This is a genomic window from Telmatocola sphagniphila (assembly GCF_018398935.1).
In the GTDB taxonomy this organism is placed as follows: Bacteria; Planctomycetota; Planctomycetia; order Gemmatales; family Gemmataceae; genus Telmatocola; species Telmatocola sphagniphila.
Map to the genome: position 1 here is coordinate 491958 of NZ_CP074694.1, position 21295 is coordinate 513252.

The window sequence follows — 21295 nt, forward strand, 5'->3', positions numbered from 1 at the left end:
AGTCCGTAAACGAACAGAGAGCGGTAATACCGCTCTCGATTACGTTATCCGGAATTTGAATCAGGAATTATTCGAACTGCTGGTTCGGATCGGCGACCGCTCGCATGTATCGAGCGAGGAACATTTGCACGGCCTGGATCATCTGCCACTCGGAGAAGCCGAGGGTCACTTCGGTGCCTTCATCATTGGCTTCGATATTATCCGCCGCCAGGGAAAGTCCTTTATGGAGGAAGTCGAAAATTTCGGCGAGACGGGCGGCTTGGGAGGCCGCCAGTTTCTGCGGCAGTGGAGGCATCTCCTCTTCCGTCGAAGCCCAGGCGAAACCTTCGATATCGCTCCCGGGTGAAGTGCCCCGAATATTGAGATCGAAATCCATATCTTCTTTGGAAACCGAACCGGATATAGTTTTTCCCTCCGGCACATCGACCGGAGAGTCTTTAGCTACTTTGCGATTAGCGATTTCTTCCAGTGTCCCAAACAGCAGCGTCGATCGGCCGATACCCACTTGGTCGCCGGGACGGAGTCTTCGAATCTGGACCGGCATTCCATTGACGCGAGTGCCGTTGGTGCTCTCCAGATCTGTAATGATAACATCGCCGTCTTCGTGCTGAACTTTGGCATGAAATCGGCTAACACGCTCATCGTTGAGCCGAAGTGAATTGCCTTCCTCCCGACCAATAGAAACGGGTATGTTCAAATCGCGGTATACACGCCCTTTGTCCACACCTTCGAGCACATGAAATGTGACTCTTGTTGAGGACTTTTCCTCTTTTTCCATGCGCATACCCATAGATCTGGTTCTCTCGCACCAACCGGAATTTAACGGCGAAAGGGATTTGGTCGATTCTACCACCCCTGCAGGAGAGTCTACAACATAAACTTATTCCATTTCAAGAAAACTTCCGCGATTTCAACCTCCAGACAGTAAGTCGAATTCCTGAACCAAGTTAACTGATGCTTCGCGAACTGCCGGGTCTTGGTTTTTATCAGTTCCAACGCCGTGCCTAAGTCCACTTTGTCCTCTAAATGGCTTTTGAGTATACCGTAACCCACGGCCTGGGAAGCTTCCCGGCTAATATTCGGATAGTGGGCAAACAGGGAGCGAACTTCCTCAAGCCAGCCCTGTTGAATCATGACATCCACACGGGAATTGATTCGCTCGTAAAGTTTTTCTCTGTCAAGATTTAGGACTAGTATTTGCGGCGAATCTTCGACCATCGGAAGTGGTTCGGGCTTCTTCTCGAACCAGGCTTGCGTCTGGAGTTCGCTCAGAGGTTTTCCCGTCTGGCGATAAACTTCCAGCGCCCGCACAATTCGCTGGGCATCATTGGGATGAAGACGCTCGGCCGTCTTACGGTCCACCTTAACTAATTCTTCATGAAGCGCGGGAGCGCCGAGCTCGGCCGCCTCTCGTTCCAGTTCTTTACGAATCGCCGGATCGACCACGGGGCTGTCAAAGAGGCCGTGGACCATGGCTTTGAGATAAAACGGTGTGCCTCCGACAAATAAAGGTCGCCGGCCGCGCTGCCGGATTTCTTCGGCTTTTTGCTCGGCTTGCTTCAGCCACCAGGCCACGCTGGCAGATTCCGTAGGGTCCAGAACATCAAGGAGATGATGCGGAACCTGCTTCTGATCTTCCGGGGTCGGCTTGGCCGTGCCGATATCCATGCCGCGGTAGAGGGTCATGGAGTCCATTGCGAGGATTTCGGCGTTTGCCTTACGGGCGAATTCCATGGCCAGGGCCGATTTCCCCGAAGCGGTTGGCCCGGTCAGAATCAGACAATCGTGAAATGCGGGTAGCATGGAAATTCGAGTCGGACTTAGCGATTGGGAACTACCGGAGATCGTAAATGAAAAACGTCATCGTCCGGTCGATCGGCTTCTTATGTTTCAGATCTTCCAGAGCGATAGCCCCGGACGGACTGAGGTTCGGATTACTATGCAGTAGAGTAACGCCTACCGCGAGGTATCCCCCCTTTAAAAGGGCGTCGACTTCGCCCGATTCCTTCAGGTTCAGCATATGAAGTTGAACCAGGTGGTGCGGGGGATGCTTCACGGTGGGATCCATGCCAAAGTACCAGACGTGTAATGGCGCTTCAGGATGCTTTTGCTGCCAATCCGCCAGTTCCTTTAATCCCTGGCCCCAATCGAAATTGGAATCGGAAAGATATTCGTACGTTTTTTGCGAACCGCCCCAAATCTGGTTGGCATAGCAGAGCCCGTGCGGCCAGACTACCAGACTCGGAAGAGCCACCAGCAGCAGACAGGCTGCGACCAATCCCCGGCGAATCGGCTTGGGCCAGGTTCCGGGACGGGACTGGATTAGAGCAATGGAGGCGTAAATCAACAGAAACGTGATCAAAGGCAGCATGAACCGCACCCCGATTTGCACCCGGCAGTTCAAGCTGAAAGCAAAGAAGGCCAGGGCCAGCCAGAAGATCGGATTGCGGAGGAACAGACGCGGATTCAGGAACGAAACGATGAGTAGTACCAGAACCGGCAGACTGAGTTTAATCAGCAACGTCAATGGGAAGTAGTACCAGACGGCTCGCTGGTACCAGTCGCCCAGCACGTAGACGCCGTGGCCGCGAAAGTTGTGTTTGATCTGATAAACCAACCCCTCGCCGGCATTGGGAAAAACCGCTAGATGGGTAGAGATCCAGTCCATGGAATTTCTGAGCGTTCCTTCCGGAAGCGTACTGGCCCATTTCACAAACGAGCTTTGTGGCTTATAGTCCGAGCCGACCCACCCGAAGACGAAGATCATTCCTATCAGACCAATTTGAACTGATTCGCGGCGGAACTGAGACGTAGTTCGCCAGATCCAACTCAGTCGAGAAGGACCGGAAGTGCCCGCCGTCTCCTGGCGAAAGTGGGGGTAAAGACGACTCGCTTCCAGTACCAGCATGCATAGCGGTGCGAAAACTAATCCCGATGCCTTGGTAAGAATGGCGAAACCGTAAAGTGCGCCCATCAGGCCGACGCGGAGGTACCAGCGTTTTTCCCTCGTAGTGAGGTAGTAATAAACGAATACGATGACCGCCGTGGTGATTGAGATATCGGTGGTGGCGAGGCTGGCGTGCCCGAGGAGATTGGGATCGAGGGCGACGATCCCGGCAGACAATCGACCGGCCCAGGGTCCGCCGAGATAATTTCCCAATTTCAGAGAGTAAATCAGAAGCAGAAACCAGAAGATCAGATTCCCGGCTCGGGCATAGGGAAGAATTTTTGCGAAATCTTCGTCGACATCGAACTCGCTTCCTCGATAGCGTTCCCAGGCATAGACGATGCCCGTCTGCACATCCACCGGCAACGGCATGGTGCCGGCCCGCATCAATTTTTCGTTGCTGCCAGTCCGCCAGGATTCCAGGCCCGCTTTCAGATAGAAAGGTTCATCAAAGGTAGCACTCAGTTCGGCGGCCGAGCTGACGCAATAGTAGCCCGTCAAAGTGCAGAGTAAAAATAGCCAGACAGCATCGACCCATCGTGCGCCGCGCAGCCGAGATATCGTAGCTTCCATGCCTGAGTCGCTGATCATCTCTAAGAGTTCCAGAAATCTCTTTTCGCCCGCTCTCACACTTGCCGGGTACTCGAATAGACTACATTTGTAAACCAACTAGAGATTTCTTGCTACCCCGGCTTTTATGGTAAATTCTCCTCCCAAGATCGAATGGATAAAACCGGGTTCCGGAGCTTTTCGAGCGGTGATGTTCGATTTCGACGGGACGCTCTCCCTTTTGCGGGAAGACTGGCCGGAAATCATGATTGGGATGATGGTGGAGCGGTTGCTCGAACTGCAGACCGGTGAGGATCCGACCCGGTTGCGAAACCACGTCAAAGAATTCGTGATGAATCTGAACGGGAAACCGACGATTCATCAAATGAAACGGCTTCACGACGAGATCGAATTACGCGGCGGCCGACCGAAGTCCGCCGAGGAATACAAGCTCGATTACTGGGATATTCTGCTCGGCCGGGTTTCCGAGCGGCGGGCACAGGGCAATGCGGAATATCAATGGGTGGTGCCCGGCGGCTACGAACTGCTGCAAGACTTCCAGAATCGTGGGATTAAACTTTATTTAGTCAGCGGCAGTGATGCGGTTCAAGTGCTCGATGAAGTGGAATTTTTAGGGCTGAAGCACTTCTTCGGCCCGCACCTCTACGCTCCCCGCGGCGATAACGACGGCTTCCTGAAGAAAAAAATCGTGGCCAAAATCCTGGAGGAGAACCACCTTGAACCCTCCCAATTACTCGGGTTCGGCGATGGGGTGATCGAAACTCAGGATATTGCCGACGCGGGCAGTTACGCCGTCGGTGTAGCTAGTCGCTGGCAGCGCGACGGCTTGATTCACGCCGAAAAACGAGATCGGTTGCATGCCGCCGGAGCTCGTTTGATTATTCCCGATTATCGACATACAGATCACTGGCTTCGTCCATTGTTCGGAGAATGACCTCGATGCCTTACCCTCTCTTCGATCGTTCGAAACTGAAAATTCAGCCGCTTCAGCATCGACAGCACGATCTCGATCTGAAGTGCATTCAGTCGCTCGATTCTCCCTGTCCCGAATTTGAACATCACTCATTCCCCAAGCTGGCGGAGGCGATGCTCAAAGCGCGCCGGAATGGCCGGGCCCGCATGATCGTCATGGGAGCCCACGTTCTCCGGGCCGGGGTAGTGAAATATCTGATCGACTGGATGGAACGAGGTCTAATCGATTTGATCGCTTTGAACGGAGCCGGGCCGATTCACGACTGGGAGTTTGCCCGGATCGGCGCCAGTACAGAAAGTGTGGCCCGATACATCCGCTCCGGAGAATTCGGCCTCTGGCGGGAAACCGCCGAGCTGAATGACATCGTGAAGGCCGGGGTTGAAAAAGGCATGGGTTTGGGGGAATCTATCGGCAAGGAGATCGCGGAATCTTCCTTCCCCCACAAGGAGATTTCTCTCCTCGCAGCAGGCTACCGGCTCAAAGTCCCCATCACCGTTCACGTCGGCATCGGCTACGACATCTTGCACGAACATCCCAACTTTGATGGGGCGGCGTTCGGTCGGGCCAGCTATACCGATTTTCTGATTTTCGCGGAGAAAGTCCGCTCCTTGGAAGGCGGGCTGATGCTGAATTTTGGCTCGGCGGTCATGGGCCCGGAAGTTTATCTCAAAGCGCTTTCCATGGCTCGCAACGTCGCTCATCAGAATAACGAGGCCATCAAAAAATTCACGACGGCCGTTTTCGATTTGATTCCCATCGAAGGGGATTATCATCAGCAGGCTCCGAAAACGAGTCCTCAGTACTATTACCGGCCCTGGAAAACGATTCTGGTTCGTACCGTGGCGGATGGCGGTGAAAGCCACTATATCGCCGGCGATCACCGTTTGACGGTTCCCCGCCTCTGGCATGAAGTCAACCGCAGCGAAAAAGGGGGAATCTGAAATGTTGGACTCCGCCAAAATCGAGGCGATCCTGAGCCAGTTGCCCAAGGTGAAAATCGGTCTGATCGGCGATCTGTTTCTCGATCGATATCTCGATATCGATTCGCGACTTACCGAGCCCTCCATCGAAACCGGGCTGGATGCCTACCAGGTCGCGAATGTGCGCAGCTATCCGGGCGCAATGGGAACAGTCATCAACAATCTGGTGGCTCTCGGCGTGGGTAAAATTGTGCCGATCAGTTTTGTGGGGGTCGACGGGGAAGGTTTTGAGTTGCAGGAATCGCTGCGAAAAATGCAGGTCGTGGATCTTAAGGCCGTCTTGCTCACGAGTGATCGTCGGACGCCGACCTATTGCAAACCGATGCTCGGTGAACCGGGCCAGCCGTCCCGGGAACTGAACCGTCTAGACACCAAAAATCGCACGCCGACTTCGCGGGAGATCGAAGATAAAATCGTTGAGAATCTTAGGAATTTGTTTTCGGAGTTCGACGCCTTGATAGCACTCGATCAGGTGAGCGAAGAGAACTGCGGCGTGCTGACGACCCGAGTTCGAGAAGCCTTGATTCAGATCGCTGGCGAACAGTCAGAGAAATTCGTTCTCTCCGATAGTCGCGAGCGAATAAACCTATTCCGCAAAACCTGGATCAAGCCGAATCAACGGGAGTACGAACTGTTACTATCCGAGTTTCGAGCAGAAGGTTATTCAGCCGAATCGCTCCAGGACAAAATGGGAACCGAGTTTCAGGGAGCGTTCTGCACGGCGGGGGAAGCTGGCATCAAGATTTATCGCAAGCAGGCCGCGGCGGAAACGGCTCATGCCTACCCGGTGAACGGACAGATCGATATCGTGGGAGCCGGTGATAGCTGTAGTGCGGCGATTGCTTCAGCGATCGCCTGCGGCCAGTCGCCGTTGACCGCAGCACAATTCGGAAATCTGATTGCTTCCATTACAATACAGCAGATCGGTGTAACGGGCACGGCGAGTCCCGAGCAGATTCGTGAACGCTGGCGACAAGTTGTAGGAAACTGAAGTCATGCAATCTATTCTTCTGGTGGCGTTGGGTGGGATGGTCGGTAGCATCTTTCGGCATTTGATGGCGATGGGGATGCGAAGCTGGCTAGGGCCAACCAGCTTTCCCTGGCCGATTTTCAGCATCAACGTTCTGGGCTCGGCTACCTTGGGATTTATAACTGTTAACGTACGGGATCGTCACAGCATCTGGTGGTTTTTGCTGGCCACGGGAGTGTGCGGGGGCTTTACGACCTTCTCGGCTTTTTCTTTGGAAGTTTTCGAACTGATCGAACAAAAAAGGCTCGCTATGGCCATCACGTATGCCCTAGCGAGCCTTCACTGCGGTGTTTTAGGGTTTGCAGTGGGGGCCTACCTCGGTCTTCTGAATCGAGGCAATTAAGCCAGGATCAGCTTTAATTGAACCGTACCGATTTGAACCACGTCGTTTTCCTGAATCAGTTTTGGCTCGTTCGGATTGATCCGATTTCGATTTACGAAAGTTCCGTTCAGGCTGCCGAGATCTTCAATGGTGATCTGACCATTTTCGAAGTTGATCATGGCGTGCTGGCGGGAAGACCAGATGCGGTCGGCCGGTTCCTGATTTTCCAGATCGATATCGACCGGTTTTTCATCCGTTCTGCCGATGTAATTTTTGCCGGGGTATACGGTATACTGAACGTCAATCCGCTCGCCGCGCAGAACCAGCAGTTTGGGTTTGCGGAGTTTCAGAGCGTCCGGCTTGCTGTCTTTCGAGTCGCCGCCGGCCAGCTGAGCCCGGGAAAGCAGGGCCGCACCGAAGCTGGACCCTTGAGATCCGGTGCTCGATTTCGAAGCATCGGCTTTGGGAGCTTCTGTTGCGACAGGAGATTTCTCGCCGGCTGAGAAAAAGTCCATCCCATCCAAATCGATTTGGGGGGATGTAACGGCTTGGTGAGCACTCGAAATGGCTTTGATGTTGTTAGTCATAACAGTGGGAAATAAGTTTTGCTCGTTGGAAGGGGAATCTATTCCCGAACCCGGAGCGGCAATCGGTTTGCTCACAACGTATCCTCAGTGGCATAGCCCAGTTATGCATCCATATCATTATCCGCTTGTAAATCCTTTACACTTATTTAGAACACAAAAACGAAATATGTCCGTCGAGCCTTAAAATTCTTCCCCATTAACACAAAACTTTTTGCCATGGCATATGAACGGGCGAGCGGATTGATTGTCCGGACTTACGACTGGAGCGAAACCAGCCGCATAATTGTCGTTTGGACGCGGGAACTGGGCAAAGTGAGGCTTCTGGCGAAAGGAGGAAGGAGACTGAAATCCAACTTCGAAGTCGCCCTTGACCTGCTGACCGTATGCAGTATTGTCTGGCTCCGAAAACCTTCTGCCGGGTTGGAAATCTTGACGGAAGCTCGGGCGGAGGAGAGATTCCCGGCGTTGCGCAAGGACCTCAAAGCGCTAAATGCCGGGTATTACATTGCGGAACTACTCGGGGACGGCACTCAGGATTACGATCCGCATCCCGGCTTGTACGACGCAGGTCTGACGGCATTGAGATCCCTCAACGACCACTCGGACGATAGTTTGGGAACCGTCTCCTGGTTTGAATGGAGCTGGCTGAGGGAAAGTGGACATCTGCCGGTGACGGCATCCTGCGTGCACTGTTCCCGAATGCTGGAAGACTGGCGGGCTAGCGAAACAACCGGATTCTCGACTTCGGGCGGCGGCATAGTTTGTGAAAACTGCCGAAATTCTTATCGGGACTATCGGGTACTGGAGCCGACTTGTTTAAGTTTTCTGACGAATCTCGATGTTTACGTAGCGGCGAACTGGTCGGCTTTGAATCCGTCGGCTCGTCGGCAGGTTCGTCAAGTGCTGAGCGATTGCGTGGTTTATCATCTGGGCAGGATGCCCAGACTGCTGAATTATCTCAGCTAGGAAGAGGAGTTTCTTCGATGCGAGTTAGAATGTTAAGACTCACGCAGCGACTGTCTCTTCTTGGTGCGTGCAGCTGGCCCCTGGTTTCCGGAGTCGGTTGCACCAGCTTCGGAGCTCAAACGGTCGGCTCTTCCACAGTGAGCAAAACGAGTAATTCGACCAACGGTGTCGTACAGGCCAGCTTCACAGAAAAAGCGGTTACTTCACTCGAAAGCATGGACGAGAATTGGGCTCCGGGTGAGAAAGCTTACATCGAAAAAGACTACGCCAAAGCGGAAAAGCATTTCCATTCCGTTGCGGAAAACACCAAAAATTCCCCTCTGCTGGCGGAAAAAGCCCGCTTCTACGAAGCCGAATGCCTCCGCATGCAGAACTATTATCCCAAAGCGGCAGACACTCTCTCTCGCATGTTGAACGACTTCCCCAGCGGCGTCTACCGGGAAAAAGCGGTCGGCATCATGTTCCAGATCGCAAACTTCTGGTTGGAAGACACCAGCGAGGAGATGGAAAAAAAATCCAAGGGCGCGAATTGGTGGTCGATCTCCTCGAACTACATTCACACGGAACGGACCAAACCTTTCCTCGACCAGGAAGGCCGAGCCCTGGAACTCCTGACCAAGGTGCATATCAACGACCCGACCGGACCCTACTCGGATAAGGCTCTGTATATCATCGGCGTTGTGAACTTCTTCCGAGGCAACTTCAAAGAAGCGGACATCGCTTTCAGCCAGTTAGTCGATACCCACGACAAGAGTCCGTATCGGGCCAAGGCCGCCGAACTGGCGATCATGGCCAAGAATAACAGCACCGGCGGGCCGGAGTACGACGGCCAGAAAACGGCAGATGCTCTGCGCATGGTGCAACAAGCCAAGAAGAACATCCCGGAACTGGCCAAGGAGCGGGGCGAATTTCTCGACCGCCAGATTATAGCCATCAGAACGCAGCAGGCCGATAAGGACATCCAGGCGGCTGAATTCTATCAGCGAACCGGCCATCCCGGTGCGGCCTACTTCTACTACGAACTGGTGATCCGACGTTATCCGGGGACCGATTACGCAACTCGGGCCAGCGCCAAGAAGGCGGAGTTGGAGAAGGAAATCGAAGTTGCCCGCAACCATTCCGATGGTTTCTGGGGCGATATGCGTCGTGGCTGGGACCGTTACGTTCTCGGCCAGAAGACGGGCGAACTCAGCGCTATCAAGCCTATGACCGATGCCGATATCCGCAATCCGGCGGCGCAGTCGCCGGTTAACGATTTGCCGAAGTCGATGCCGACGGCTGCCAGCCCTTACGGAAGGTAAACCTGTGAAAGCACCTCGTGGTACTCTCGAACGTCGCAGCTTCCTCTTTTTCGGGGCCGCCAGCCTATTTGCTTCCGGCTGCACTTCCGATGGTCATTTGAGTATCCTCGGCTACACCAGCCGACCGCAGTACGATACCACGATCAAGACGGTTTACGTGCCGATCTTCAAGAACAAAGCCTTCCAGACGGGGCCGAGTCGCGAAGAAGAGATGGCTCTGACGCGAGAAGTGATCAAACAGATCGAGTTGAAGACGCCCTACAAGGTGGTTTCCGATCCCGACCGAGCTGACACCGAATTGAAGGGAACTATCCTCCGATTCCAGAAAAACCTCGCCAACCGCAACCAGCAGAACGAAGTCCGCGAAATCGAACTGGTCATGGTGATCGAAGTCGTCTGGCGCGATCTGAAGACGGGCAAGGTCCTTTCGAATCCGGCAAAATCCAGCACCGAACTTCCTGGACCCGGATTCGATCCGCGCGTCGCTCCAGTGGAAACTGGCCCAGAAAAGGCAATGCCAGTCACCTTGACCTCCACTGGCCGAGCTTTGCCGGAAGTGGGCGAGTCGAACGCGACGGCCCAGCAGGCTGCCATGAGTCGTCTCGCAGTTAAAGTTGCTCAACTGATGGAAAGTCCCTGGAACGTATCCTCCGCCAATTGTCCCCGATGATTTTTCCTCGGACCGGCTATAATTTTCAGAATGCTGATCTGGAAATGCCGCGATCTTAATCTCGATCTGACCCAGCACGCTTTAGTGATGGGTATTCTCAACGTCACACCCGATAGCTTTTCCGACGGCGGGCAATTCGCGTTGCTCGATTCCGCACTTCACCAGGCCGAACAGATGCTCGCGGAAGGAGCGAACTTGCTGGATGTCGGTGGAGAATCCACGCGTCCCGGGGCAGAACCCGTTTGCGTGGAGGAGGAACTGCGGCGAGTGGTGCCGGTAGTCAGAGAACTAACCAGACGAACCAAAGCAATGATATCTGTTGATACTACCAAGGAGTCTGTGGCCCGGGCGACGCTCGCCGAAGGAGCGCACATCATTAATGACATCTCTGCTTGTCGTTTTGAACCGGCTATTCTGGATCCAATCAGAGAGTATCGCGCCGGGGTGATTCTGATGCACATGCAAGGGACACCGCAGACGATGCAGCTGAATCCCAGTTACAGCGATGTGGTTACTGAAGTGCGGAACTTCCTTCAGGAGCGAATTCAATTTTTGGTGGAAGCCGGAATCGCGGCCGATTCCATTGCCATTGATCCGGGAATCGGCTTCGGTAAAACGCACGAGCACAACATGATTTTACTCAAAGAGCTTCGCGAATTTCAGAAGCTTCGAAAGCCGCTATGTCTGGGAGTTTCCCGGAAGGGATTCATCGGTCAGATTACCGGTAAACCGCGAAACGATCGGGTCGCTGGTTCCGTGGCCGTTGCCTGTGATGCCCTGACTCGCCAAAGCGCCCAGATTATTCGGGTTCACGACGTGGCTCCCACCGTGGACGCGGTCCGCATGATTGAAGCCATCCGGTTGAGCTAGGAAGAGATTAGCGATATGGTAAAATAGAAGGCATGAGTGCCGCCTTCGATCCCGCAACATCCAAACTCCACGAGGAATGCCAGCAACTCGCCCAGCGAGCTAAATCCGCTTCCTGGCAGGCCGGGCTTATTTCCAGCGCGTCAAAAGATCGCTGGCTGAACTTGCTGGCGGATACAATTCTCTCAAAAACACCAGCGATTCTCGAAGCGAATCGGAAGGATCTTCAGCAGGAATCCGCTCAATACCTCACGGCCGCCCTGCGCGAACGGCTGCGTTTCGACGAGAAGCGGATCGCCGAGGCGGCTCAGGGAATACGGCAAGTTGCGGCGCTGCCAGATCCAGTCCGGCAAATTATCAGCGGACAAACGCGGCCCAATGGATTGCAGATTCGCAAGATTCGCGTACCCCTGGGGGTAATATTTTTCCTCTACGAATCTCGTCCTAATGTCACGCTCGATGCCGCGGCCCTCTGCGTAAAAAGCGGGAATGCCGTGATTCTACGCGGCGGCAAAGAGGCTCAGCATACCAATCGCGTGCTCGGTGAGCTGATACGCGAGAGCTTGAAGTCGTGTGGAATATCGGAGGAGGTCGTCCAGCTTGTGCAAACTACGGATCGGCAGGCCGTGGACATTCTTTTGAAGATGCCCGAGCAGATCGATCTCGTGATACCGCGCGGCGGCGAAGGACTCATTCGCAAAGTTACCGAAACGACGCGCATACCTGTTCTGAAACACTTCCTGGGGAACTGTCACGTTTACGTTCACGAGTCCGCGGATCTCGAGATGGCGGAGCGCATAGTCGTCAACGCGAAGTGTCAAAGACCCTCCGTTTGCAATGCGATGGAGAGTTTACTCGTAGACCGCGCCATTGCCCCAGACTTCCTACCCCGCATAGACAAAGCCCTGACGGAGCGCGGAGTCGAGTTGCGCGCCTGCGAAGTTTCCCAAACTTATCTGAAAAAATCGCTTCTTGCGAACGAGTCTGATTTCGCGGCTGAATTTTGCGATTTAATCCTGTCGATAAAAACTGTGTGCTCTTTCGATGAGGCGATAAGCCACATCAACCGATATGGGTCACATCATACTGATGCGATCGTCACGAGCGAACTGAAGGCAGCACAGCGGTTCCAGAGAGAGATCGACTCAGCCGCTGTGGTGGTGAATGCGAGTACCCGATTCAACGACGGATTTGAATTGGGGCTAGGTGCGGAGATTGGGATAAGTACCGATAAGCTGCACGCTCGGGGACCATGTGGTCTGGAAGAATTGACGAGTTACAAGTATCTTGTGATCGGTGAAGGGCACGTTCGGGAGTGATTTTCCCCCGCTTCAGGATGAAGCGGTTGACGTTGGCGACGAATGGACTCGGAGTTCGCATGATAGTCCCGATTCTACTAGCCGGCTTAGGAGGGGTTTCCCTTCTTTGTTACGCACGCCGGGAACGGCTTGCGCTTCCCAAATCTTTCCTGCCGTCGGCACCGGTGCCTTCACCGGTTTCCCGGCAGCATCTCCACCTTTATAAAGGGGGAGAATTAAATGCCGTCGCCGTGGAAGCCGCTAAATCCCACTGGCGCGAGAAACTCGACCGCGGCAATTCCCACATTGCCGATGTGGCACTACGGCCCGGGCTGCAGTTCGTCATTCAGGTTCGAGCGCTGGCCGAACTGGGCGGTTCCGAAGCCGCCAAAGTGCTGGAACGGCAGTTGGGCCGGGATCTCTCGGACGATCCGATCGAACAATCCTGGTACTGGATCGATCTCGCACAAGGGTTGCGGGAAATGTCCCACGTGAAAAGTCTTCCCAGCTTACTGCAGCATGTGGACAAAGCTCTGGAACTGCCGCTGGGACATCTCTACGCCGCCGAGTTGGTTTCGTTTCCCGCCTTCCAGGAACATCTGAACAATCCCCTATCCAGCCACGGACAAGCCTGTCTGCGCGTGCTGCATGCGACTCTGACGGGGATTCGGCAAGGGTATCTGAGCGCCAGCCTCTATGTGGAAGCTCAACTGGGAGAAGCTCTCCATACGCTCTCCGAAGCCTGTCCCGATAGCGTCGACCCTTTGGTGGCTCGCGTCTTCCTGGAAAGCCTGCGGATACTACGACGGAACGATCATATTCTGCAGATTTTGCGAGAAGATCCTTCCAAGGCTCAAGCCTATCGCTGGCAATCAGCTTACCTGAAATCCGCTGAACCGATCATCCGCGAATATCTGCACGAGATCGAACTCGACCTGGGTCGGAACCTGGCCCTGACCCGCGGACGGGAACAGAGCGATCTTTTGAAAGCGATTTACGACTTCCATACCGACAGTAGCGAAATCATCGTCCAACTGCTGCAAAAAGATATGATTGCGGATCGATCGCTCGGATTTGCCTGCTTGCAGCATGGCAAAACCACTCGGGCCACCAGTGCGTTGCTTTACTACACCCGGACAATCCTCAATCCCAAGCGATCCTTCTGGTTTGGCGTTCATTCGTTCCTGGAGACCTCGAAAGCTCGAGTCAATGAAAACCTCGCCGCCATCAAAGCACTGCGGGCACATCCTTCGATGGAAGCCGAAACCATTCTGCTGCAACTGACCCATACCGATTCGGTCTACCGGCCGGCCGCTTTGGCCAGCCTCGGCTGGTGGGAACCGATTCATCGCAAACCGGTTATCGAGACACTGCGAAGAGGTATGGACGATCTGGCCACCCGCGACATCTGTCTGTGCGCACTCGCTCGCCTGGGGGAACTGGCGGCCATCTCAGAGTTACAGAATCGACTGATCGATTCGAATGCAGAAATGATTCACCAGACGATCGATCTGTTGATGGACGAAGGCGTGACTTACCTTTGGCCTGATCTGGACACGCTGACCGAGCATGACGACACAGCCGTTTCGTCGCACGCCTGGGAAGTGATCGAGAGGATGCGAGAGAATTTCCTCGGCCCGTTAGATTGAGCGAGTTTTAGAGCTTGCCGGCGTCCAGATCGTCCGGCTTGGTGCCACTCAAAGAAGCTTTGACCACCGTATTCATCAACTGCTCGGCCAGGGGAAGCGTAGCTTCACCAAAAGCATTCAGGGCCGTCTGTAACTTACTGGCGTCAGAAACCGTCATCGCCTGAGTCAGAACTCCCCGGGCCTCTTCAATTCGTCGGCGTTGCTCTTCGGACAGGTGCAATCCCGTTTGGGCTAGTGCTTTCTCCGTGTGGCGAATGTCCGCATCGGCCTTGTTTTTGAGCTCGATGAAACGACGCATGTTGAAATCTTCCTGGGCATATTCCACGCTCGCCAGGACTAATTTCTCCACTTCATCACTCGAAAGACCATGTTTGGCCTGCACGGTGACGCTGGCCTGCTGGCCGCTCCGGTTCTCCCGGGCGCTGACGGTTAGCATGCCATTGGCATCGACCTGAAAAGTGACATCGACTTGAGCCATTTGGGCGGGCATCGGCGGAATGCCGCCGAGTTTGAACTTGCCCAGCAGTCGGCAATCTTTAGTCAACTCCCGCTCACCCTGATAGATGTTGACGATGATGGCGGTCTGGTTGTCGACGTAGGTCGTGTAACGAGTGGTGGCCTGGCAGGGCACGGTCGAATTGCGGTGGATGATCTTATCCACTACGCCACCGAGCGTTTCGATCCCCAGGGACAAGGGGACCACGTCTAACAGAAGCAGATCGCGACTGCCGCCGGCCAGAATATCGGCCTGTACTGCCGCACCGAGAGCGACGACTTCGTCCGGGTTCAGTTCAATGTGCGGCTTCTTGTGGAAGAAAGATTCCACTTTTTCGCGAACTATCGGCAACCGGCTCGAACCGCCGACGAGAACGACTTCATCGATTTCAGTCGTCGTCAACTCTGCGTCGCGGAGAGCCGAGCGACACTTGGCCAGTGTGCGTTCAACCAGAGGAGTGACCCATTTCTCAAAATCGGCGCGCGTGATCTTGTACTGCAGATCGATGCTTTCTTCGGGCAGCTTGAGAACCAGCACCGCCTCTTTCTTGTTCGAAAGTTCGATCTTGGCTTTTTCCGCGGCCGATTTGAAGGCTTGCAGCAGGGTGGGCCGTTTAGTGGCGAGGTCGATATTTGCCTGACGAGCCACTTCCCGCATGATGGTCCGGTCGAAATCGTCACCGCCGAGGAAGGTGTCCCCGTTCGTGGAAAGGACCTTGAATACACCGTTGTCGAGCGAGAGGATGGAACAGTCGAAAGTGCCACCTCCCAGATCGTAGATGGCGATTTTTGCCCGGTTTTTCTTGTCGAGACCATAGGCGAGGGCGGCCGCCGTCGGTTCGTTGACTATACGCAGCACGTCTAAGCCGGCAATGCGCCCGGCATCGCGCGTCGCCTGTCGTTGGCTATCATCGAAATAGGCCGGGACGGTAATGACCGCCTTGGTGGGATTGCCGGCTCGCTGGCGAACTTCCCGAAGGATCATCGCGGAAAGCTCCACCGGAGTGTATTCTTTGTCCCCAATGAGGACATGCAACACCTTACGGCCGCCGTCGAGTTCCCGTTCCACAATCTGGTGGGGAATCAGTTCGAGTTCCTGTTTCAGTTCATCGAGGTTCCGCCCCATCAGTCTCTTGACGCTGAAGATGGTATGTTCGGGATCTTCAAGGGCACGCGCTTTGGCTTCGGGCCCGACGAGGACCGAACCGTCCGAGTGAAAGGAGATTGCACTGGGAACCAGGGCGATACCGGCGGCATCTCGGACCACTTCGGGTCGGCCGGCTCGCATGTAAGCGGCCAGGGAATAGGTGGTACCGAGATCAATGCCAACGACTGAGAAATTCATGGAAGCTACAGGAAAAAAAAGACCTGTCGAGGGGAATCGACAGGTTCTTGATTGAGACTGGGCGCTAAGGGATTCGAACCCCTGACCCACGCGGTGTAAACACGTCGCTCTACCACTGAGCTAAGCGCCCGAAATACCAATTAAATGTCTCGCAGGTCGCGAATCAAGCCCTGAACGTATTTCAAGGCATTTAATTTTTGCCGGATCGTCCGGAGGTGGTCTCCCACGGACGATTCACCAAACAATTTTCCGACCTCCTGAAGCATCTTTTTTTTACGCTGCAAAAGGTCATTTTCAAGCTGATCCAGCCCCGCCTGATCTTTCAGATCCTTCAATTCTTCCAGTTGCATGCGAAGTTCCAATGTTTCAGAAAGGAACTCCTGCGGCATCTCCTTGACCTCGGAAACGGGAGGACCGCCTAGCCGGGTGAGTAAGTACTCCGCCCGGCTGAAAGGTTCCTTCAGAATCCGATAAGCTTCATTGAGTCGGGAAGCGATTTGCAGGCTGGTCTGCTGATCGAGAGAAGAACTATTCTGGTGATAATCGGGATGGTTATCCCGGCTTCGGCGAAGATAGTTGGCTTCGACATCCTGCAAGTTCAAATCGAACTGCCGGGGAAGTCCGAGCAGTTCGAAGTAGTCGATATCATTCATTACATTGAGAACGAGCTGCCGCAACCGCAAGTACTCTTGGCGGTGGGATTGCTGACGCTGAAGCCTCGTTTGTTCAGATCGTCATGGAAGTCGACGACCACGCCGTTGAGGTACAGCATGGATCGCTTGTCAACGACCACACCAATACCGTGAATTTCGAACACTTCATCGAGCTTTTCATTGACGGTCGGGTCGAGGTCCAGCTTGTGCTGGAAACCCGAGCAACCCCCGCCGACGACTCGCATGCGAAGGTACAGGTTTTCGGCCACGCCGGCGGCTTTCTGCTCGGCGATAATCCGACGAACTTCGCTGGCGGCCTTTTCGGAAATATTCAGTTGAACCGCGGGAGCTGCGGGAGCTTTCGCGTTGGTGTTAACTTCGAGTTCGGCTGTAGCGGACATAATCGATTCTCCAATTTAAGACTTCGATAAGGATATTACTTGGCAGCAACCAGTTCGGATGCTTCCACGTTGGTTTGCTTTTCCTGAAAGTTCTTGATCGCAGCCTTGATTGCATCTTCGGCCAGGACGGAGCAGTGAACTTTCACCGGGGGCAGGGCCAGTTCTTCGACGATTTCGGTGTTGCGGATGCTCAGGGCCTGATCGACCGTTTTGCCCTTGAGCCATTCGGTAGCCAGGCTGCTGGACGCAATGGCGGAACCGCAGCCGAAGGTTTTAAACTTGGCATCTTCAATCACCCCGGTGGCGGGATTGACTTTGATTTGCAGTTTCATCACGTCGCCGCATTCCGGTGCCCCGACCAGGCCCGTTCCCACATTGGGATCGGTCTGGCTCAAGCTGCCGACGTTGCGCGGATTATTGTAATGTTCCAGAATCTGTGCACTATATGGCATTGTTTAAACCCTTTCTCTCGCGATCTTCAATTCCGTTTAGTGAGCGCTCCATTGAACCGACTTCAAGTCGATCCCGGCCTGGGCCATTTCGAACAGAGGAGACATCTCACGCAGGCGATTCACTTCCTTGACGACCAGATTGACCACGTAATCGACTTCTTCTTCGGTCGTGAATCGGCCAATTCCAAAGCGGATGCTGGAGTGAGCGAGCTCGTCTCCGACACCCAGAGCTTTCAGCACATAGCTGGGTTCGAGGCTGGCGCTGGTGCAGGCCGAGCCGGAAGAAACCGCCACATCCTTAATACCCATCATCAGCCCTTCGCCTTCCACGTAGGCGAAGCTAATGTTGGCGTTGCCGGGCAAGCGTTCCTCCGGATGGCCGTTCAGAAAACTTTCCGGAAGTTTATCCATGATTCCCTTGCGGAGCTTCTCGCGAAGGCGGAAAACTCGCTTGGATTCTTCGGCCATTTCCTTGTTCGCAATCTGGCAGGCCATACCCAGTCCCGCTATCGAAGGCACGGCCAGCGTGCCCGATCGCATTCCGCGTTCGTGGCCGCCGCCGTCCATCTGAGCTTCCAGACGAACGCGAGGATCTTTCTTACGAACGTAGAGGGCACCGATGCCTTTAGGGCCATAAATTTTGTGAGCGGTCAGGCTCAGAAGGTCGATGCCCATGTCTTCCACATCGACGGGGATCTTGCCCACGGCCTGCACGGCGTCTGTGTGGAATAAAACGCCTTTTTCCTTGCACAATTTCCCGATCGATTTGATCGGATGCAGAGTGCCGATTTCGTTGTTGGCCGCCATGACACTGACCAGAATCGTCTTGTCGGTCATCGCTTCGCGGATCTGATCGGCCGAAACTCGCCCGTAGCTGTCGACGTCGAGAACGGTGACCTGGAAACCTTCGCGTTCCAGCCGCTTGCAGGGATCCAGCACGGCTTTGTGCTCGGTGACAACCGTGATGATATGGTTGCCTTTTTTCTTGTACATTTGAGCAACACCCTTGATGGCCAGGTTGTTGCTTTCGGTGGCACCGCTGGTGAAGATGATTTCCTTGCCCGAGGCATTAATCAGATCGGCGATCTGATTGCGAGCTTCTTCAACGGCTTCTTCGGCTTCCCAACCGTAGGCGTGGTTGCGGCTGGCCGCGTTGCCATATTTTTCGGTGAAAAAGGGCAGCATGACATCGACGACTCGGGGATCAACCCGAGTGGTCGAATTATTGTCCATGTAAATCGGCAATTTCATCTCGACACTTCCCCATTCAGACCGAGGAGGGCAACCTACGATATACTTCCAGAATTCAGAGAATCTTTCACTGTCAGAACGGTCTGCAGAGTTTGCATATTCATTCGAGGCTGTATTAAATCCGCCAAGGTCACCCGTTCTAAAACTTCCAGAAGCCGCCGGTGCAGATCCTGTATCGGCAACTTGATCGGACAGGTGCCGAGCATCGTACAGTCTTCGTGATTCTCTTCGTGTTCCAGCCCCGCACAGGAGGCCAGTTGGAACCCTTCTTCCAGATTCTGAAGGATCTCTTTAATGGTGATGCTGCCGGCCGAGCGAGTCAGGACGTAACCGCCTTTGACGCCGCGATGGCTGGCAACGAATCCCCGTTGGCAGAGTTCTTTCAGGATATTCGCCACGAAAGGCCGGCTGAGATGGTACTCATCGGCGATTTCGCGAGCACTTGCACCAGTTCCATGGTTGTGCAAGTAGACTAGGATCAGGAGCGCGTAGTCGGTCTTTTTACTTAAAAGAGCCATGGCGATCTCCAAATAGCACTAAATCTATTCTAAATGTATGCAGGGCTCGAACAGGAGTCCAGTACATTACTGTTAAGCTATGAAAAACTGTTGAAGTAAATACTAAAAAAAGAAGGGCGGTTGCAGTGGTGAGGTACTGCAACCGCCCGAAAGCGAATTTGGCCAGAAAACGGAGAGATTACTGGTCAAAAATTAGTCATCTTTTCGTCGTGGAGCGGGGTATTTCACTTCGAACGGTTCGCCGGTCATTTTCTTCCAGGCGGCCTTCTGTTCGGGGGTGAGAATGGCGTTCACTTTTTCGACGTATTCCTTGACGAGGGCATCGAGCTTCTTGCGGGTTTCGGGATCCATGCCGAAGCCACCGAAACCGCCACCGCCCTTACCGAAGCCACCGCCGCCTTTTCCACCGTTTCCTCGGTTGCCGCCTTTGTTGCCACCGCCACCGCCGCTGCCGCCCATCATTTCGCGACGATCTTTACCGAATTCTTCGGCGAGGCTGGTGATCTTGGTTTTCTGCTCATCGTTGATGGTCAGTTGTTTGGAGACGTCTTCCGAAACGAAAACGGTCGGTCCCATCATGCGGACTTGTTCCTGAAGGCCGATCTGTTTCAGGCGGGACTGCTGTTCGGTTTTCAGAACTTCGTTGATCTTCTTTTCAACGGGATCATTGAGTTCCTTCATCATTTCGGCCATTTTTTTGGCCCGTTCTTCCTGGGGCAGCTCTTTGAGCTCGGCCATCTTGCCGAACATTTCTTTACGCTGTTCCTGGAGCTTGGGCATGAGTTCGTCCATGGCCGCTTTGAGCTTTTCTTTCTGTTCGTCGGTCACTTTCAGTTCGGCTTGAACGCTTTCGTTGTTGATCAAACCGATGCCGCCACCGCCGCCGAACATTCCGCCGCCGAAGCCGCCGCCCTGTCGTCCCTGGCCTTTGCCCTGGAAATAGGACGCTTCCGATGTGGTGGCAAAAGCTGCCAAAACCGCCATCAGGAACGCGAAACCGAAAATTTTACGCATTCGAGAGTCTCCTTGGTGTATACGTAATCCGACTGCTAATAAAAGTACCCATCGGGGTCGCCGATGGGTTACTGTTTTTTTGATTTCTCATAAATTGTTCATTGCTTTAAGCCGCCGGGGGAAGTGGGGTTCGTCGATTTTGAATTTCCTGAGAATTCCCCATCCAAAGTCTTGTCTCCGATTAGTTTCCACCCCACTGGGACCACGAGTTTAAAGATCGTTTCGGAATCAGGATTATTGGTCATGTAGTCTGTGAAAACGTACTTAATCGATTCGTTAGCGCTATTGATGTATTCGATCTGACGCAAAAAAATATACGAACTTGGATAAAGCTTTTGATTGTTCACCAGGGTTAACCGAGCCACCTTGAATTCCTGTTTATCCGAATTCTTCTTGGGAACAATGTCGATGTATACATAGTGGGTATCTTCCAGAAGGTAATTCAAAGTGAATCTTTCTTTGAGCTCGGCTGCTTTCATTCCAAACAGAAGCGGAAGAGGAAAGTAAGTAATGATATCCTTTCCTGTTGGAGCAGAAAGCATTTTTACCTCTTTCGTTTTGAAGTCGAATAAATACAGATCTTTTCCTTTGATTAGAAATCGCCGATGAATTGGTTGGTTGGCATCAACTTCGGACAAATCGATAAATGCGAGATTAGGTTTTTGAAAATATGCAGTCCCCTTCATTTCGGTTGAAGTTTTTCGGACCGGCTCGATTATCGTTTGAGTTACGGCCATCCCGAACGATTCGGTTTTCGTCATCCGAGCTTCCCAGTCTTTGAGAATTTGGTCGAGTCGGGCGGACTTCTGTTCTGGGGTTAGCTCGCTCGTGGCCGACCTCTTCTCGTACTCACCTACCGACTGCTGAGCGTTGGATATGTTGCAAAATAGCAGAAAAATGACTGTGAGATTTATTGTCTTGAGCATGGGGAATCTCCTGGATTTTTTTACGTATCGCAGATCTTAACCCGGCAGAAGAACTGGTTACCCCGCGAGGCGCGTGAAGG

The 21295-nt window shown here is 53.8% G+C and carries 22 protein-coding genes and 1 tRNA gene; 10 read left to right on the top strand and 13 right to left on the bottom strand.

The window, feature by feature from the left end:
- Positions 1–67: 67 nt before the first annotated feature.
- The 3 genes from KIH39_RS02190 to KIH39_RS02200 form a co-directional block, all read right to left on the bottom strand.
- Positions 68–790 carry an FHA domain-containing protein gene (locus tag KIH39_RS02190; protein WP_246539476.1) on the bottom strand — a complete coding sequence of 241 codons (723 nt, stop codon included), beginning with the start codon at positions 788–790 and terminating at the stop codon, positions 68–70.
- Positions 791–867: 77 nt separating this feature from the next.
- The gene (gene miaA / locus KIH39_RS02195; RefSeq protein ID WP_213497642.1) at positions 868–1803 is read right to left on the bottom strand and encodes a tRNA (adenosine(37)-N6)-dimethylallyltransferase MiaA; all 936 of its coding nucleotides are present in this window, start codon (positions 1801–1803) and stop codon (positions 868–870) included.
- Between the two features lie 31 nt (positions 1804–1834).
- Positions 1835–3538, bottom strand: a complete 1704-nt coding sequence (locus tag KIH39_RS02200) for an ArnT family glycosyltransferase (protein ID WP_213497643.1) — start codon at positions 3536–3538, stop codon at positions 1835–1837.
- Positions 3539–3707: 169 nt separating this feature from the next.
- Here KIH39_RS02200 and KIH39_RS02205 point away from each other — a divergent pair, with 169 nt between their 5' ends.
- Genes KIH39_RS02205 through crcB form a run of 4 tightly spaced genes read left to right on the top strand, consistent with a single transcriptional unit; the run spans position 3708 to position 6843 of the window.
- Positions 3708–4451 carry an HAD family hydrolase gene (locus KIH39_RS02205; protein WP_213497644.1) on the top strand — a complete coding sequence of 248 codons (744 nt, stop codon included), beginning with the start codon at positions 3708–3710 and terminating at the stop codon, positions 4449–4451.
- A 5-nt stretch (positions 4452–4456) separates the two neighbouring features.
- Entirely contained in the window at positions 4457–5431 is a 975-nt protein-coding gene (locus tag KIH39_RS02210) for a hypothetical protein (RefSeq protein ID WP_213497645.1), read from the top strand.
- Between the two features lies 1 nt (position 5432).
- Entirely contained in the window at positions 5433–6461 is a 1029-nt protein-coding gene (locus KIH39_RS02215; RefSeq protein WP_213497646.1) for a bifunctional heptose 7-phosphate kinase/heptose 1-phosphate adenyltransferase, read from the top strand.
- A 4-nt stretch (positions 6462–6465) separates the two neighbouring features.
- Positions 6466–6843 (top strand): fluoride efflux transporter CrcB, encoded by a 378-nt coding sequence (gene crcB, locus KIH39_RS02220; protein WP_213497647.1) that lies wholly within the window; start codon positions 6466–6468, stop codon positions 6841–6843.
- On the opposite strand, the gene KIH39_RS02225 is transcribed toward crcB, so the two are convergent.
- Positions 6840–7484 (bottom strand): FHA domain-containing protein, encoded by a 645-nt coding sequence (locus tag KIH39_RS02225; protein ID WP_213497648.1) that lies wholly within the window; start codon positions 7482–7484, stop codon positions 6840–6842. The genes crcB and KIH39_RS02225 overlap by 4 nt on opposite strands.
- Before the next feature lie 141 nt (positions 7485–7625).
- Between KIH39_RS02225 and recO the strand changes: the two genes are divergently transcribed.
- The 6 genes from recO to KIH39_RS02255 are packed head-to-tail and all read left to right on the top strand — an operon-like array spanning position 7626 to position 14160.
- A complete protein-coding gene (gene recO, locus KIH39_RS02230; protein WP_213497649.1) occupies positions 7626–8375 on the top strand; it encodes a DNA repair protein RecO in 750 nt (249 codons plus the stop codon).
- 17 nt (positions 8376–8392) lie between these two features.
- On the top strand, positions 8393–9676 hold the full coding sequence (locus KIH39_RS02235) for a hypothetical protein (RefSeq protein WP_213497650.1): 1284 nt from the start codon (positions 8393–8395) through the stop codon (positions 9674–9676).
- A 4-nt stretch (positions 9677–9680) separates the two neighbouring features.
- On the top strand, positions 9681–10346 hold the full coding sequence (locus tag KIH39_RS02240; RefSeq protein ID WP_213497651.1) for an LptE family protein: 666 nt from the start codon (positions 9681–9683) through the stop codon (positions 10344–10346).
- A gap of 30 nt (positions 10347–10376) precedes the next feature.
- Complete coding sequence (folP, locus tag KIH39_RS02245) at positions 10377–11216, top strand: dihydropteroate synthase (RefSeq protein WP_213497652.1); 840 nt, start codon at positions 10377–10379, stop codon at positions 11214–11216.
- A 32-nt stretch (positions 11217–11248) separates the two neighbouring features.
- Positions 11249–12532 carry a glutamate-5-semialdehyde dehydrogenase gene (locus KIH39_RS02250; protein ID WP_213497653.1) on the top strand — a complete coding sequence of 428 codons (1284 nt, stop codon included), beginning with the start codon at positions 11249–11251 and terminating at the stop codon, positions 12530–12532.
- A 59-nt stretch (positions 12533–12591) separates the two neighbouring features.
- Positions 12592–14160: a HEAT repeat domain-containing protein gene (locus KIH39_RS02255; protein ID WP_213497654.1), complete on the top strand. Its 1569-nt coding sequence runs from the start codon at positions 12592–12594 to the stop codon at positions 14158–14160.
- A gap of 7 nt (positions 14161–14167) precedes the next feature.
- On the opposite strand, the gene dnaK is transcribed toward KIH39_RS02255, so the two are convergent.
- The 9 genes from dnaK to KIH39_RS02300 form a co-directional block, all read right to left on the bottom strand.
- Positions 14168–16000 carry a molecular chaperone DnaK gene (dnaK, locus tag KIH39_RS02260; protein ID WP_213497655.1) on the bottom strand — a complete coding sequence of 611 codons (1833 nt, stop codon included), beginning with the start codon at positions 15998–16000 and terminating at the stop codon, positions 14168–14170.
- Between the two features lie 58 nt (positions 16001–16058).
- Positions 16059–16130 (bottom strand) — tRNA-Val (locus KIH39_RS02265).
- Between the two features lie 10 nt (positions 16131–16140).
- A complete protein-coding gene (gene hscB, locus KIH39_RS02270; RefSeq protein ID WP_213497656.1) occupies positions 16141–16677 on the bottom strand; it encodes a Fe-S protein assembly co-chaperone HscB in 537 nt (178 codons plus the stop codon).
- The gene (locus KIH39_RS02275; RefSeq protein WP_213497657.1) at positions 16653–17054 is read right to left on the bottom strand and encodes a HesB/IscA family protein; all 402 of its coding nucleotides are present in this window, start codon (positions 17052–17054) and stop codon (positions 16653–16655) included. The genes hscB and KIH39_RS02275 overlap by 25 nt, the downstream gene beginning before the upstream one ends.
- Before the next feature lie 35 nt (positions 17055–17089).
- Positions 17090–17506: a Fe-S cluster assembly scaffold IscU gene (gene iscU / locus KIH39_RS02280; RefSeq protein ID WP_213497658.1), complete on the bottom strand. Its 417-nt coding sequence runs from the start codon at positions 17504–17506 to the stop codon at positions 17090–17092.
- Positions 17507–17542: 36 nt separating this feature from the next.
- Positions 17543–18757, bottom strand: coding sequence for an IscS subfamily cysteine desulfurase (locus KIH39_RS02285; protein ID WP_213497659.1), 1215 nt, complete (start codon positions 18755–18757; stop codon positions 17543–17545).
- A gap of 35 nt (positions 18758–18792) precedes the next feature.
- Positions 18793–19275, bottom strand: coding sequence for an RrF2 family transcriptional regulator (locus KIH39_RS02290; RefSeq protein ID WP_213497660.1), 483 nt, complete (start codon positions 19273–19275; stop codon positions 18793–18795).
- 192 nt (positions 19276–19467) lie between these two features.
- On the bottom strand, positions 19468–20289 hold the full coding sequence (locus KIH39_RS02295) for a hypothetical protein (protein WP_213497661.1): 822 nt from the start codon (positions 20287–20289) through the stop codon (positions 19468–19470).
- Positions 20290–20387: 98 nt separating this feature from the next.
- Positions 20388–21215: a TIGR03009 domain-containing protein gene (locus tag KIH39_RS02300; RefSeq protein ID WP_213497662.1), complete on the bottom strand. Its 828-nt coding sequence runs from the start codon at positions 21213–21215 to the stop codon at positions 20388–20390.
- Positions 21216–21295 lie beyond the last annotated feature (80 nt).